Origin of the sequence: Rhodosalinus halophilus (assembly GCF_003298775.1) — a bacterium.
Taxonomy (GTDB): domain Bacteria; phylum Pseudomonadota; class Alphaproteobacteria; order Rhodobacterales; family Rhodobacteraceae; genus Rhodosalinus; species Rhodosalinus halophilus.
This window is the reverse complement of sequence record NZ_QNTQ01000006.1, coordinates 151532-164852: the sequence shown is the minus strand read 5'-3', so window position 1 is coordinate 164852 and position 13321 is coordinate 151532. Positions and strand designations below refer to the sequence as shown.

Annotated in this window: 15 protein-coding genes and 1 tRNA gene; 9 read left to right on the top strand and 7 right to left on the bottom strand. The window is 69.8% G+C overall.

Annotated features, from left to right (window positions below; genetic code table 11):
• The first annotated feature begins 62 nt into the window (after positions 1-62).
• The 3 genes from leuD (at position 63) to DRV85_RS07350 (ending at position 2836) form a co-directional block, all read left to right on the top strand.
• Entirely contained in the window at positions 63-668 is a 606-nt protein-coding gene (leuD, locus tag DRV85_RS07360; protein WP_113288807.1) for a 3-isopropylmalate dehydratase small subunit, read from the top strand.
• A gap of 279 nt (positions 669-947) precedes the next feature.
• Positions 948-1781: a hypothetical protein gene (locus DRV85_RS19490; RefSeq protein WP_233495429.1), complete on the top strand. Its 834-nt coding sequence runs from the start codon at positions 948-950 to the stop codon at positions 1779-1781.
• 53 nt (positions 1782-1834) lie between these two features.
• A complete protein-coding gene (locus tag DRV85_RS07350) occupies positions 1835-2836 on the top strand; it encodes an endonuclease/exonuclease/phosphatase family protein (RefSeq protein ID WP_233495428.1) in 1002 nt (333 codons plus the stop codon).
• Here DRV85_RS07350 and DRV85_RS07345 read toward each other — a convergent pair.
• Entirely contained in the window at positions 2797-3711 is a 915-nt protein-coding gene (locus DRV85_RS07345; protein WP_113288805.1) for a Rossmann-fold NAD(P)-binding domain-containing protein, read from the bottom strand. The genes DRV85_RS07350 and DRV85_RS07345 overlap by 40 nt on opposite strands.
• Before the next feature lie 91 nt (positions 3712-3802).
• Here DRV85_RS07345 and DRV85_RS07340 point away from each other — a divergent pair, with 91 nt between their 5' ends.
• The 3 genes from DRV85_RS07340 (at position 3803) to DRV85_RS07330 (ending at position 6080) form a co-directional block, all read left to right on the top strand.
• Complete coding sequence (locus DRV85_RS07340; protein ID WP_113288804.1) at positions 3803-4705, top strand: LysR family transcriptional regulator; 903 nt, start codon at positions 3803-3805, stop codon at positions 4703-4705.
• Positions 4706-4760: 55 nt separating this feature from the next.
• Positions 4761-5867: a 3-isopropylmalate dehydrogenase gene (gene leuB / locus DRV85_RS07335; RefSeq protein WP_113288803.1), complete on the top strand. Its 1107-nt coding sequence runs from the start codon at positions 4761-4763 to the stop codon at positions 5865-5867.
• A gap of 136 nt (positions 5868-6003) precedes the next feature.
• Positions 6004-6080, top strand: a tRNA-Pro gene (locus tag DRV85_RS07330).
• 88 nt (positions 6081-6168) lie between these two features.
• Here DRV85_RS07330 and dapD read toward each other — a convergent pair.
• Positions 6169-6996 (bottom strand): 2,3,4,5-tetrahydropyridine-2,6-dicarboxylate N-succinyltransferase, encoded by an 828-nt coding sequence (dapD, locus tag DRV85_RS07325; RefSeq protein ID WP_113288802.1) that lies wholly within the window; start codon positions 6994-6996, stop codon positions 6169-6171.
• Positions 6997-7127: 131 nt separating this feature from the next.
• On the opposite strand from dapD, the gene DRV85_RS07320 reads away from it, so the two are divergent.
• The gene (locus tag DRV85_RS07320; protein WP_113288801.1) at positions 7128-7979 is read left to right on the top strand and encodes an LOG family protein; all 852 of its coding nucleotides are present in this window, start codon (positions 7128-7130) and stop codon (positions 7977-7979) included.
• On the opposite strand, the gene DRV85_RS07315 is transcribed toward DRV85_RS07320, so the two are convergent.
• The 4 genes from DRV85_RS07315 to DRV85_RS07300 form a co-directional block, all read right to left on the bottom strand.
• Entirely contained in the window at positions 7912-8391 is a 480-nt protein-coding gene (locus DRV85_RS07315; protein WP_113288800.1) for a ribbon-helix-helix domain-containing protein, read from the bottom strand. The two genes, DRV85_RS07320 and DRV85_RS07315, sit on opposite strands and share 68 nt — an antisense overlap.
• Positions 8392-8437: 46 nt before the next feature.
• On the bottom strand, positions 8438-8644 hold the full coding sequence (locus DRV85_RS07310) for a hypothetical protein (protein ID WP_233495427.1): 207 nt from the start codon (positions 8642-8644) through the stop codon (positions 8438-8440).
• Between the two features lie 112 nt (positions 8645-8756).
• Entirely contained in the window at positions 8757-9944 is a 1188-nt protein-coding gene (gene rlmN / locus DRV85_RS07305) for a dual-specificity RNA methyltransferase RlmN (RefSeq protein ID WP_113288798.1), read from the bottom strand.
• Positions 9945-10010: 66 nt separating this feature from the next.
• Entirely contained in the window at positions 10011-10574 is a 564-nt protein-coding gene (locus DRV85_RS07300; RefSeq protein ID WP_113288797.1) for an invasion associated locus B family protein, read from the bottom strand.
• 171 nt (positions 10575-10745) lie between these two features.
• Here DRV85_RS07300 and DRV85_RS07295 point away from each other — a divergent pair, with 171 nt between their 5' ends.
• Positions 10746-11738, top strand: coding sequence for an asparaginase (locus tag DRV85_RS07295; RefSeq protein ID WP_113288796.1), 993 nt, complete (start codon positions 10746-10748; stop codon positions 11736-11738).
• A 262-nt stretch (positions 11739-12000) separates the two neighbouring features.
• A complete protein-coding gene (locus DRV85_RS07290) occupies positions 12001-12246 on the top strand; it encodes an EF-hand domain-containing protein (RefSeq protein ID WP_113288795.1) in 246 nt (81 codons plus the stop codon).
• Positions 12247-12303: 57 nt separating this feature from the next.
• Here DRV85_RS07290 and serB read toward each other — a convergent pair whose 3' ends face one another.
• Positions 12304-13182, bottom strand: a complete 879-nt coding sequence (serB, locus tag DRV85_RS07285) for a phosphoserine phosphatase SerB (protein ID WP_113288794.1) — start codon at positions 13180-13182, stop codon at positions 12304-12306.
• Positions 13183-13321: the final 139 nt, after the last annotated feature.

The window sequence follows — 13321 nt, the reverse complement described above, 5'->3', positions numbered from 1 at the left end:
GGCGGCGCGCGCAGCCTGAAGCGAAACGAGTGGCCTGCGCCGCCGCTCGAGAGGAGAGTGAGATGGAAAAGTTCGACAAGCTGACGGCCATCGCGGCGCCGCTGCCGCAGATCAACGTCGATACCGACATGATCATCCCGAAGCAGTATCTGAAGACGATCAAGCGCTCGGGCCTCGGCGTCGCGCTCTTCGACGAGATGCGCTACGGCGACGACGGCAGGGAGAACCCGGATTTCGTGCTCAACCAAGAGCCGTGGCGGGATGCGGAAATCCTCGTGACGGGCGCGAACTTCGGGTGCGGGTCGAGCCGCGAACACGCGCCCTGGGCGATCAAGGATTTCGGCATCCGCTGCATCATCGCGCCCAGCTACGCCGACATCTTCTACAACAACTGCTTCAAGAACGGCATCCTGCCCGTCACGCTGCCGCAGGAGCAGGTGGACCGGCTGATGGAAGACGCGCAGCAGGGCGGCAACGCGCGCATCACCGTGGATCTCGAGAACCAGGTGATCGTGGGCGCGGACGGCACCGAATACCGCTTCGAGATCGACCCCTTCAAGAAGCATTGCCTGCTCGAGGGTCTCGACGACATCGGGCTGACGCTCGAGCGCGCCTCGGAGATCGACGCCTACGAGTCGCGCGTCGCGGCGGAGCGCCCCTGGGTCTGAGCGGCTCGGGCGGTTGGCCCGCTTCAGGTTCGGCCCACAACATATTGTATTTGCTGGCCCTCGCGCAGCATTGGCGTCGCAATTGTGATGCAAAGGCGCACCAGTTGCGCCGCGAAACTGCCTGATTTCTCAGGCAGGTTTAACCCTGTGGTTGTTCATGTGGAACAAACGGGGCAAGACTTGGGCGCAATTGAGGCAGCCCGCCATACCTGGCGGGTCCGGACCGGTAACAAGGGCGCGACAACGCATCGGGCCCGACCGCGACAGAGGGAAAGGGCAGTGCTCGACAGGATCGTGGGCGCGGGATTGCGCGCTGTGCTCGCCGCGCTTCTGGTGGCGACCCCGGCGCTTGCGCTGCCGGGGACCGTGGGGGCCTCGGGCTTCGTCTTGCCGCTCATCTGCTTCATCGCGGCCGCCTTCGTCTTTGTCGAGTATTTCACCGACTACCCCAGCGTCGTCGAATTCCGCGACGCGCCGCCCTTCAACAGGCTGCGCTTCGCCTGTCTCTGGGCGGTCGTTCTCACGACCGCGATCCTCTGCGCCGACCTGATCCGGCCGACGCTTCTCAGCGGCGCGATCGCCGGTCTGGGCGGCCTGGCCGGCGCGGCGCTCGATTTTCCCTATTCTCCCGTGCGGCTGATGCTGATCAGCGTCGCCGACACCTCGGGCACCACCATGCTCGAGGCGGTGCGCGCCGCGGCCGGTCTCTCGTGCTTCTACGCGGCCGTGACGCTCGTCGCCTTCGCGCTGTCCGTGCGGCGCGGCTGGCCGGTGCGCCACACGCCGTTCAACGTGTGGATCAACATGCCGCTCTTCGATCCGACGGGCGGCGGCGACATCGTCTTGCGGCTGCGCCGCGAGGGGCGGGCCAATCTCGTTCTGGGCGCATTGGTGCCCTTCGTGCTACCGGCGTTGATCAAGCTGGTGACGCTGGTTGTCGGGCCGCTGCGCCTGAGCGATCCGCATACCCTGATCTGGGTGATGAGCGTATGGGCCTTTCTTCCGGTGAGCATGATCATGCGCGCCATCGCACTGTTCCGCGTGGCCGAGATGATCGAGTCGCGCAGGCGCCGCGCCACCGAGCTACGGGAACGGGAACTCGCGCCGGCCTGATCGCGCTGACGCTCGCGTTCTGGGCGGCCGGCTGCGCGGCGGAGACGTTGCGTGTGGCGACCTTCGGCGCCGCGCTTTCGCGTGACGGGCCAGGCCTTCTGCTGCGCGACATAGACCGCGGAGACACGCAGGCCCGCGCCGCCGCGCAGGTGGTGGCGGCGGCTGCGCCGGACATCCTGCTGCTCACGGACTTCGACTACGACTACGAGGGACGGGCGCTCGAAGCCTTCGCTCAAATGGTGGCCGAAGCCGGACATCCCCTGCCCCACCGTTTCGCGCGGCGCCCCAACGCCGGCATGGCGACGGGCCTCGATCTCGACGGCGACGGGCGGCGCGGCGAGGCGGAGGACGCGCAGGGCTGGGGCCGCTTCGCGGGCGACGGCGGCATGGCGATCCTGTCGCGTCACCCGATCGACGCCGCGGCGTCGCGCGACTTCTCCGATCTGCCGTGGGCCGAATTGCCCGACAGTCTCGCCCCCGGCGCGGATCTTTCCGCCGAAGCGCTGGACGCGCAGCGCCTGTCCTCCAACGGTCACTGGGCGGTCACGCTGCGCCCCGAGGGGGCGGCGCCCATCACCCTGCTGGTCTTCGACGCGACGCCGCCCGTCTTCGACGGACCCGAAGACCGCAACGGCCGCCGCAACGCCGACGAGATCCGGTTCTGGCGGCTGTTCCTCGACGGTGCCTTCGGCTCCCCGCCCGGCGACCGCTTCGTCCTGCTGGGCAACGCGAACCTCGACCCGGTGGACGGCGAGGGCCGGCACGACGCGATCCGCGCGCTGCTCGCCGATCCGCGTCTGCAGGATCCGCGCCCCATGAGCGGCGGCGGCCGCGCCGCGGCCAACCCGGAGCACAGAGGCGACCCGGCGCTGGACACCGCGGACTGGGACGACCCCGTGCCCGGCAACCTGCGGGTGGACTACGTGCTGCCCTCGGCCGACTGGCGCGTGACCGGCGCGGGCGTGGTCTGGCCCGAGGCCGGTCCGCTGCGCGCGGCGGTCGAGGCCGCGGGGCGTCACCGGCTCGTCTGGGCCGACATCGCGCCAGAGGGCTGACCGGCGCGGTCCGCGAGGGCGGCTCCAACTGCGGATCCGACCGCCTCGGCCGGACTCGTCGCGCGGAAGTCCGGCAGCGAAGCGGCGAGCGTTTCGCCTTCCAGCCAATGCGGCATGTCCCAGAGATAGCGCATCTCGCGCAAGTGCCGGGCCATCGGCCAGAAGGGCGTGGCGAGCGCGAGTTGCCACCACGCGAAGCGCTCGATCCGAACGGGACGACCCAGCGCCGCAGCGCAGAGCTCGCCGAGCGCCTGGCCGGTCAGCGTGTGCCCCGGAAAGGGAATCTCGGCGAAACGCGGCAGCGCCCCGCGGCGCTCCACGAGATCGGCCGCCGCGCGCGCCACGTCCGGCAGGTAGGCCCAGGCATGCGGAATGTCGGCCCGCCCCGGGTAGGTGAGCACCCCCCTCGTCAGCTTCGGCGCCATCACCCGGTCGAACCAGTTGCCGCTCGCGGCATCGTCGAGGAAGTCGCCGCAGCGAAGCAGGATCACCTGCACGTTCGAGTCGCGCCAGGACTGCTCCATCTCGATGCGCAGCCGGCCCAGCGGGTTGTGGGCGCGGTGAGGCGTCTCGGGGCCCAGGCGCTCGGGCGCCTCGGGACCGAAGACATAGACGTTGCCCGGCACCAGCACGGTCGCGCCGCTCCGTTCTGCGGCGCGTCGGATCGCGGCGGTCTGGCCGGGCAACTGCGCGGCCCAGTCGGGATAAGCCGGGTTCCATCCGTTCACGATCAGGTCGGCCCCTTCGGCCGCGCGGTCGAGATCGTCGTTCTGACGGTCGAAGCGCCGCAGCGTCCAGCCGCGCTGCGCCAAGGCGTTCGCCACATGGCGGCCGAAGCGGCCGTTAGGGCCAAGGATGAGTGCTGTTCCGGTCATGTCTGCCTCCAGTCGTTGACGCATCCTGGGTGCATCACCTCGCAGGATTAAGAAAATTGCATGGAATTGATGTTCTGGTATTCAGATCCGTATGGATGACCGACCCGACACCCTCCACTGGTCCCTCCTGCGCGCCTTTCTCGCAGTGGCCGAGACGGGCTCGCTCTCGGCCGCCGCCCGCGCGCTCGGCACCAGCCAGCCGACGCTGGGCCGGCATATCCGGGCACTCGAACAGCAGCTGGGCGCCGAGCTCTTCACACGACAGGCGCGCGGCCTCGCCCTCACCGCGACGGGGCAGGAGCTGATGGCCCCTGCGCAGCGGATGCGCGAGGCCGCGGCAGAGATCGCGCGCACGGGCGCGGCGCAGGCCGGTCGACTGGAGGGAACGGTGCGCGTCACGGCGAGCCGTGTCGTGTCGCACTATCTTCTGCCGCCGGTTCTGGCCGATCTGCGCCGCGCCGAGCCCGCGATCCAGGTCGAACTGGTGCCCAGCGACGAGAGCGAGAACCTGCTTTACCGCGAGGCCGACCTCGCCGTGCGGATGTACCGGCCCACTCAGCTCGATCTCGTCGCGCGGCATCTCGGCGATCTCGAGATCGGCATCTTCGCCGCACGCAGCTATCTCGACGGGCAGCAGAGGCCCCGGACGCTCGACGATCTGCTGACGCTCGATCTCGTGGGCTACGACCGCAATCCGCTGATCGTCGAGGCGATGCGCGCGATGGGCTATCCGGCGGCGCGCGACTGGTTCGCGCTGCGCTGCGACGATCAGGCGGCCTACTGGGCGCTGGTGCGCGCCGGCGGCGGGGTGGGCTTCATGCCGCGCGCCGTGGGCACAGCGGACCCGGAGGTGGAGGAGCTCCTGCCCGGCGCGGGACTGCCGCGGCTGCCGATGTGGCTCGCCGCGCCGGAGGCGATGCGGCGCAGCCCGCGGATCGCACGAGTGTGGGAGGGACTCGTCACCGGGCTCGCCAGGGCCATGGCCGCGGCTTGACCGCCCGCGCGGCGCGGACTACGCGGACCCGACGCCAATTTCGAGGAGGCCCCCCATGTCAGACCGTTCGCTGCTCGTCCTGCCCGGTGACGGGATCGGTCCCGAGGTGATGGCCGAGGTCATGCGCATCATCGACTGGTACGGCGACAAGCGCGACCTCGCCTTCGACGTGTCCGAGGATCTGGTCGGCGGGGCGGCCTACGACGCGCACGGCACGCCGCTCACCGACGCCACGATGGAGCGGGCGCAGAACGTGGACGCGGTGCTGCTGGGCGCCGTGGGCGGGCCGAAATACGACGCGCTCGACTTCTCCGTGAAGCCCGAGCGCGGCCTGCTGCGTCTGCGCAAGGAGATGGACCTTTTCGCCAACCTGCGCCCGGCGCAGTGCTTCGACGCGCTGGCGGACTTCTCCTCGCTCAAGCGCGAGGTGGTCGCAGGCCTCGACATCATGATCGTGCGCGAACTCACCAGCGGGGTCTATTTCGGCGAGCCGCGCGGCATCTTCGAGGAAGGCAACGAGCGCGTGGGCGTCAACACCCAGCGCTACACCGAGTCCGAGATCGCCCGCGTGGCGCGCGCGGCCTTCGAGCTGGCGCGGCGGCGGGCGAACCGCGTCTGCTCGATGGAGAAGGCCAACGTCATGGAGTCGGGCGTCCTCTGGCGCGATGTGGTGCAGGAGGTGCACGACGCCGAGTATGGCGATGTGCAGCTCAGCCACATGTACGCCGACGCCGGCGCCATGCAGCTCACCCGCTGGCCCAAGCAGTTCGACGTGATCGTGACCGACAACCTCTTCGGCGACCTGCTGTCGGACCTCGCCGCGATGCTGACGGGATCGCTGGGGATGCTGCCTTCGGCCTCGCTCGGTGCGCCGATGGCCAACGGTCGGCCCAAGGCGCTCTACGAGCCGGTGCACGGCAGCGCGCCGGATATCGCCGGACAGGGCAAGGCCAACCCCTGCGCCTGCATCCTGAGCTTCGCGATGGCGCTGCGTTATTCCTTCGACGAGGGGGAAGAGGCCGACCGGCTGGAGCGCGCGGTCGAGCAGGTGCTGGCCCAGGGCGTCCGCACCGCCGATCTGCTCAACGTGGAGGGGGCCTCTCCGGCCACCACGCGCGAGATGGGCGACGCGGTGATTAAGGCGCTCGAGGCGAGCCTCTGAGCGCGGGGAAGGCGCTTGAAAAGCGCCTTGAACGGCCTTTTCAAGGCCGTTCGCCGGCGGCGGAGGCAGTGGGCCGAAATCGCCCGCATCGCCCCTTGCCAAGCCCCGCGCGACGGGCTATGCGGCGCGTCACGGTCGGAGTGTAGCTCAGCCTGGTAGAGCACCGTCTTCGGGAGGCGGGGGTCGTAGGTTCGAATCCTGCCACTCCGACCAGATTTGCCCTCGGATTGTCGGGAAGCGACAGGAAATGCGCGCACCCGAAGGTGCGCGCCGGCGCGGGCTCGGCCCGCGTCACGCTCGTTCAGTCTCGCAAGAGTTCGTTGATGCCGACCTTGGCGCGCGTTTTCTCGTCCACCCGCTTGACGATGACGGCACAATAGAGGTTCACGCCGCCCGAGGACGGGAACGAGCCCGAGACCACCACAGAATAGGGCGGCACCTCGCCGTACATCACCTCGCCGGTCTCGCGGTCCACGATCTTGGTGGACTGGCCGAGATAGACGCCCATGCCGAGCACCGCGCCCTCGCGCACGATCACGCCCTCGACCACCTCGGAGCGGGCGCCGATGAAACAGTTGTCCTCGATGATCGTGGGATTGGCCTGCATCGGTTCCAGAACGCCGCCGATGCCCACGCCCCCCGACAGGTGCACGTCCCTGCCGATCTGCGCGCAGGAGCCCACCGTCGCCCAGGTATCCACCATCGTGCCCGAATCGACGTAGGCGCCGAGGTTCACGAAGGAGGGCATCAGCACAACCCCCGGCGCTATGTAGGCCGACTTGCGCACGACGCAGTTGGGCACGGCGCGGAAGCCCGCCTCGCGCCAGCGGTTCTCGCCCCAGCCGGCGAACTTGCTGTCAACCTTGTCCCACCAGCCGCCGCCCTGAGGGCCGCCGGGCTGCATCTCCATGTCCTTGATGCGGAAGCCCAGAAGCACGGCCTTCTTGGCCCACTGGTTGACGTGCCATTGCCCGTCCGCGCCGCGCTCGGCCACGCGCAGCTCGCCGCGGTCCAGCGCCTCGAGCGTGGACTCGATCGCCTCGCGCGTCTCTCCGCCTGTGGCGGGGGTGATGGTGTCGCGCGCCTCCCAGGCGGCTTCGATCGCGGCTTCCAGCGCGGCAGTTGACATGTGCGGGCTCCCCTTCCGTCGATGCCTGTCGCGCGCGGGTTTAGCCGAGCGCCGCGCACCGCACAACGGCCAAGGCTTCCGCTGGTCGCCGCCGTCGCGACACGCTAGGTGGGATGGAACAGGAGGTGCCCATGAAGGACGACCGCCGCAGCCCCTTTCCCGACGCCGGATCGGATCGCTCGACCGCCGAACACCTGCCCCAGACGCCGCAGACGCGCTCGCCCGCCTATCGGCTGGCTTTCGACGACGAGGACTTCCTGCTGCGCGACGAGCTCAGGCCGGTGCGCCTGCAGCTCGAGCTGCTCAAGCCCTCGCTGCTGATGGACGAGCACGGGGTCAAGAGCACCATCGTGCTCTTCGGCGGGGCGCGCATCCCGCCGCCCGACCGCAAGGAGACGGCGCGGACCGAGACGCTACAGGCGCTCTCGCGCTTCTACGAGGTGGCGCGGGACTTTTCCCGCGTGATGACGGAGAAGAGCCGGGGCAGCGGCGAGAACGTCATCGTCACCGGCGGCGGCCCGGGCGTGATGGAGGCCGGCAACCGTGGCGCGCAGGACGCGGGCGGCGAGAGCATCGGGCTCAACATCGTGCTGCCGCACGAACAGGCGCCCAACGCCTACATCACGCCGGAGCTCTGCTTCAACTTCCACTATTTCGGCATCCGCAAGATGCACTTCCTGCTGCGGGCGAACGCCATCTGCATCTTCCCCGGCGGCTTCGGCACGATGGACGAGATGTTCGAGGCGCTGACGCTGATCCAGACGGGCCGGATGCGGCGGGTGCCCTTCCTTCTTTTCGGGCGCGAGTTCTGGGACCGGATCATCGACTGGCAGGCGCTGGCCGAGGCCGGCACGATCTCGCCCGAGGATCTGGAGCTCTTCCGCTATGCCGAGACGGCCGAGGAGGCCGTGCGCATCATCGACGAATGGGAGATCGCGCCGCCGCGGCAGGACATTCCGGGGCGCGTGCCGCCGGAGGGCTGAGCGCGCGGGCCGCCGCCGCGCGGTGCGCATGGCCGGGCAACGGCGCGCCGAACTTCCGGACGAGCAGGGCATAGCCATAGCCCAGCTCCGAGCCCTTGCAGAGGCGTCGGCCGTCAAGGGCGTGAAGCGCGAGGCCGCCGCCAGCCTCCTGCAGGCGGTAGCCCTTCGCCGCGAGGCGCGACTGCAGGTCCGACCAATCGCGCGCATAGGCGAAATCCTCGGCGAGGAGCGCCCGCAAGGGCGCGACGAGCCGCTCATCCGCCCTGACGGGCGTCTTCGCTTTTTCCCGGCGTTTCAGATCGCGGCGGATCGCGTCGCGGATCACCTGTCCGCGGCTCACGTCCTCGGCGTGCGCGATCGGATCGAGGGCGGCGACGTAGTCCGGCGGCAGTCTGAGCTCCAGGCGTTCCATGCCGCCCCGATTGCGGCAACGTGGTTAACGCACGGTTGAGCCAGGCTCAGTGAATCTTCTCCGCCTCACGCTCGGCCGGCAGGGTGCAGAGCGGCTCGTCGTCGCGAAAGCCGCAGATGACGGCGCCTGCCTCGGTCTTGATCACGCGGTAGCCATAGCCCATCAGCCGATGCGACCATTCCCGATCCGAGAGCGCCATGCGCCGCTCGCGCAGCGCGAGTTCGCGGATGTCGGCGACGCCCTGGGCTGTCATATGGTCCGTCATGTTCATGGGTTTCCTCCACCGAAACACTTGCTCCTGTTTCGGTGGATAGTTGACGGATGTGTCGGAAATGGCGCGCGAAGGCGGCGGCGGCCTGACGTTCTCAGGGCGTCGCGATTCCCGCCTCGGCCTCGATCTCGGCGCGACGCTTCCCGGCGCGCTCGGTCGCGGACTTGAGCTGTCCGCAGGCGGCCATGATGTCCTCGCCCCGTGGCGTGCGGATCGGCGCGGCGTAGCCCGCCTTGTAGATGATATCGGCGAAGGCCTCGATCCGCGACCAGTCGGAGCGCTCATAAGGTGCGCCGGGCCATTCGTTGAAGGGGATCAGGTTGATCTTGGCCGGGATGCCGGCGATCAGCTTCAGCAGCCGCCGCGCGTCCGCGTCGCTGTCGTTCACGCCCTTCAGCATCACGTATTCGAAGGTGATGCGCTCGGAGTTCGAGAGCCGCGGATAGGCGCGCAGCGCCTCCAGCAGCGTCGCGATGTTCCACTTCCTGTTGATCGGCACCAGCTTGTCGCGCACCTCGTCCGTGGTCGCGTGGAAGCTCACGGCCATGAGACAGCCGATCTCCTCGGCGCAGCGGGCAATCTCGGGGACGACGCCGGAGGTCGAAAGCGTGATGCGCCGGCGCGAGAGCGAGATACCTTCGCCGTCCATCGCGATCTTCATCGCGTCGCGCACGTTCTCGAAGTTGTAGAGCGGCTCGCCCATCCCCATGAGCACGATGTTGGAGACGAGGCGCGGCCGCTCGCCCATGCCCTCGCCCGGTTTCGGCCAGTCGTCGAGATCGTCGCGCGCCGCCATCACCTGTCCGACGATCTCGGCGGCGGTGAGGTTGCGCACGAGCTTCTGCGTGCCGGTGTGGCAGAACGAGCAGGTGAGCGTGCAGCCCACCTGGCTCGAGATGCAGAGCGTGCCGCGACCCTCTTCCGGGATATAGACCGTCTCCACCTCGTGGCCGCCGGCGATGCGCATGAGGTATTTGCGCGTGCCGTCGGCGCTCACCTGTTTCGAGACGATCTCGGGGATCTCGATCACGAAGTCTTCGGCGAGCTGCGCGCGGTAGGCCTTGGAAAGGTTCGTCATCGCGGCGAAGTCGCGCACGCCGCGCTGGTAGATCCACTGCCAGAGCTGCGCCTCGCGCATCTTCGCCTGCTTCTCCGGCGTTCCCGCTTCGATGAGCGCGGCGCGGAAGGCCGCCCGCGGCAGCCCCACGAGGTTGCGCTTCCCCTCGGGCATCTTCCGGGGGACGGTCAGGAAATCCTGCGTGATCGGCGCATCGGCGGTCATCGGGGCACTCGCGGTTCGGGCTGGTCCCGCCTCATATAGCATTTCGCCCCCGATGCCAAAGAGGCGTCACTCGCTGCAGCGGCGCTGCGCCTCCTCGACCGCGGCGGTGTAGCCCATGAGCGAAAAGGTGTCCTCGGTCGTCGTGCCGCGCGTGCTCTCGGCGGTGATGACGGCATCGACCCCCCGACGCATCGCCGCGGCGATTTTCGCGTCGTCCTCCGGCGAGGCGGCCCAGGCCCATTCCTGTTCGTTCACGGGCGTGTCGGGGTTGTCGGGCTGCGTGTAGAGCTGGAACCGATCGTCGCCGACGACCAGGGTGATGGGCCGCTCGGTCGAGAAGGGATAGCCGCCGGTGAAGGTGACCTGTCCCGAGACGTCCTCGCCCGGACGGAAGAAGGTGAAAAGCAGGATCTCGCCCCGCCGCACGGCCACCACCCGGCCGTCGCGGGTGTTCACCGTCTCCTTCGGCTGGGTCACGGCCCAGCACTCCGTCGGATCGTCCTCGACGAAAACGCTCCAGTCGGTCTCGGCCGCGACGCGGTTGGTGCTCTCCTCCTCCTGCGCCGCCGCGGCCGTCGCCGCGAACGCCGTCAGGATGCCGGCCAGCCCCTGCACGATACGGGAAGTCATTCGCCAGCCTCCAAGCTGTCCTTGCCCCAATCCCGGCCCGCCCGCGCCGCTCGTTCCGGCGGCTTTCGCGTGCGGGCAAGCCCCTCTCGACGCGGGCGTTCTACCGTGAAAAGCTCCGGTCGGGAAAGGGCTCTTGGCAGAAATTCGCCAAACTGTGAGGAACTGCGCGCGATGACCGGCTGGGTGCTGATGGCAGAGGCTGCGCGCGGTCCCTTCGTCGAGAGCCAGCATTTCGGCGCGGCGGCGATCGCGGGCCCGGAGGGTATCCGGGAAGCCTGGGGCGACGCCGGTCGCGTGATCCTGCCGCGTTCGGCGATCAAGATGATTCAGGCGCTGCCGCTCGTGACCTCGGGGGCGGCCGACGCCGCGAGGCTCGGGCCCGAGCATCTGGCGCTGGCCTGCGCCTCGCATCAGGGGGCGGAGATGCATACGCGGCGCGTGGCGGACTGGCTGGACGCGCTGGGGCTGTCCGAGGCCGACCTGCGCTGCGGCCCGCAGATGCCGTCCGACCGCGCGGCCCGCGAGGCGCTGATCCGCGCGAAGGAGACGCCCACGCAGCTGCACAACAATTGCTCGGGCAAGCATGCGGGCATGCTCACGCTGGCCCGCCACCTGGGCGCAGGTCCGGAGTATCACCTGCCCGGGCATCCCGTGCAGATCGCCTGCCGCGAGGTCTTCGAGGCGCTGACGGGCGCGCCCTCGCCAGGCTACGGCATCGACGGCTGCGCGCTGCCGAACTTCGCGGGGCGCCTCGATGGCATCGCGCGGGCGATGGCCTGGTTCGCCACGGCACACGAGAGGGAAGACGCCCGCAGCCGCGCCGCCGTCCGGCTGACCGAGGCGATGATGGCGCATCCTGAACTGGTTGCCGGCGAGGGCCGCACCTGCACCGAGCTGATGCGTGCGGCGCCCGGCGCGATCGCGGTCAAGACCGGGGCGGAGGGCGTCTTCACGGCGATCCTGCCGGAGCAGGGCCTCGGGGTCGCGCTCAAGATCGCCGACGGCGCGGCGCGGGCCGCGGACTGCGCGATCGCGGCGCTCCTGGTGCGGCTCGGTGCGCTGGACGCGAAGGATCCGGCGGTGCGGCGTCGGATGGAGGCGGCTGTGCTCAATCGCCGCGGCGATGAGGTCGGCGCGATTCGGCCCGCGACGGCTCTCGGCTGAGCTACTGAGGCGATCGCGGCGCGCGGCAGCCGGCGATCAACCGCCGGTTGCGCCCGCTCGCAGCAGCGCCGGTCCGCCGGTCCAAGCGCGGATCGGCGCCGACGGCGGTTCGGCGCGCGCCCGGGCCGGCTTTCCGGGCCAGTCGCCGCCCATTCGGACAGTCGCGCCGCGCCCGCGCTGACACTGCGCCGGGCCGCCCGCAGCCTCCTTCCTGGGAGGCGCGCCCTCCCCTGAGCTGAACGCAAGGAAAGGAAAGACGATCATGAAACGACTCTCGGTTTCGCTCGCCGTGGCGCTGGCCTTCGTGCTGCCCGCTCTGGCCTTCGCCCAGGACATGTCGGCCGATGCCGACGGCGACGGCATGGTCAGCATGGCGGAGTTCGAAGCGGCCTGGCCCGATGCGGGTGCGGAGGCCTTCGAAGCGGCCGACGCGAACGGCGACGGCATGCTGGACGCGGACGAAATCGCGGCGGCGACCGAGGACGGCACGCTGCCGATGCAGGGCTGAGCCACGTCGCCGCGAGCGAGGAGAGAGGGCCGGGCGCCGGGAAGCGCGCCCGGTCCGTCACGCCGCCGCGAAGTCCTCTGCCCGGTAGCCCTGAAGATAGAGCAGCGCCGTCAGGTCGCCGTGGTTCACGCGAATCCGCGCCTCGCGCTGCACCGCCGGCTTGGCGTGCAGCGCCACGCCCAGCCCCGCCCGCGCGAGCATGGCGAGGTCGTTGGCGCCGTCGCCCACGGCGATCGCATCCGCGGGCTCGAGGCCCAGCCGCGCGGCGGTCCGCTCGAGCGCCCGCACCTTGGCATCCCGGCCCAGGATCGGCGGCCGCACCCTGCCCGTCAGCCGCATGCCCTCGGCCTCGAGCACGTTCGCCTGCGCCTCGTCGAAGCCGAGCGCGGCGGCGACAGGCTCGGCGAAGGCAGTGAAGCCGCCGGAGACCAGAAGCGTATGCGCGCCGTTGGCGCGCATCGTCGCGGCGAGCGTGGCGGCCCCTGGCATATGCGTGATACGCTCGGCGAGCACCCGGTCGATCGTGCCTGCATCCAGCCCCTCGAGCAGGGCCACCCGCTCGGTCAGCGCGCCTTCGAAATCCAGCTCGCCGTTCATCGCGCGTGCCGTGATCTCGCGCACATGCGCGCCCACGCCCGCGACTTCGGCCAGCTCGTCGATGCATTCCTGCCGAATGAGCGTGCTGTCCATGTCGGCGACGAGCAGCCGCTTCTTCCGCCCCTTGTCGGGGACGAGGGCGAGGTCCACACCCTGTTCCTGCAACGCACGCCAGACCTCGTCGGCGTTGGACGGCGCGCAGGGCACCGGGAACTCCGCCGCCTCACCCGGCGCGAGCCAGACGGCCGCCCCCCCGCCCCAGGCATTGCGCAGGCTCTCGACGAGCGCACCATCGAGCGAGGGGCTTGCTGGATCCGTGAGCAGAACGGCTGTGGGCATGGGGGATCTCTGAGTGGAATGCGACGCTTCGCGCGGCCTTAGCGGCATTTCGCCCCTTGTGAAAGATGCCCCGGCCCCGTAAGAGCGACGGCGGGACACCCCTCCCCAACGAGGGGCGCATATCTGGAAGGGTATTCAG

Bases quoted from the DNA above. Each gene is read 5' to 3' on its own strand.
- leuD (WP_113288807.1), top strand. From the start codon at position 63: ATGGAAAAGTTCGACAAGCTGACGGCCATCGCGGCGCCGCTGCCGCAG.
- DRV85_RS07345 (WP_113288805.1), bottom strand. From the start codon at position 3,711: ATGACCGGAACAGCACTCATCCTTGGCCCTAACGGCCGCTTCGGCCGC.
- DRV85_RS07340 (WP_113288804.1), top strand. From the start codon at position 3,803: ATGGATGACCGACCCGACACCCTCCACTGGTCCCTCCTGCGCGCCTTT.
- leuB (WP_113288803.1), top strand. From the start codon at position 4,761: ATGTCAGACCGTTCGCTGCTCGTCCTGCCCGGTGACGGGATCGGTCCC.
- dapD (WP_113288802.1), bottom strand. From the start codon at position 6,996: ATGTCAACTGCCGCGCTGGAAGCCGCGATCGAAGCCGCCTGGGAGGCG.
- DRV85_RS07320 (WP_113288801.1), top strand. From the start codon at position 7,128: ATGAAGGACGACCGCCGCAGCCCCTTTCCCGACGCCGGATCGGATCGC.
- DRV85_RS07315 (WP_113288800.1), bottom strand. From the start codon at position 8,391: ATGGAACGCCTGGAGCTCAGACTGCCGCCGGACTACGTCGCCGCCCTC.
- DRV85_RS07310 (WP_233495427.1), bottom strand. From the start codon at position 8,644: ATGACAGCCCAGGGCGTCGCCGACATCCGCGAACTCGCGCTGCGCGAG.
- rlmN (WP_113288798.1), bottom strand. From the start codon at position 9,944: ATGACCGCCGATGCGCCGATCACGCAGGATTTCCTGACCGTCCCCCGG.
- DRV85_RS07300 (WP_113288797.1), bottom strand. From the start codon at position 10,574: ATGACTTCCCGTATCGTGCAGGGGCTGGCCGGCATCCTGACGGCGTTC.
- DRV85_RS07295 (WP_113288796.1), top strand. From the start codon at position 10,746: ATGACCGGCTGGGTGCTGATGGCAGAGGCTGCGCGCGGTCCCTTCGTC.
- DRV85_RS07290 (WP_113288795.1), top strand. From the start codon at position 12,001: ATGAAACGACTCTCGGTTTCGCTCGCCGTGGCGCTGGCCTTCGTGCTG.
- serB (WP_113288794.1), bottom strand. From the start codon at position 13,182: ATGCCCACAGCCGTTCTGCTCACGGATCCAGCAAGCCCCTCGCTCGAT.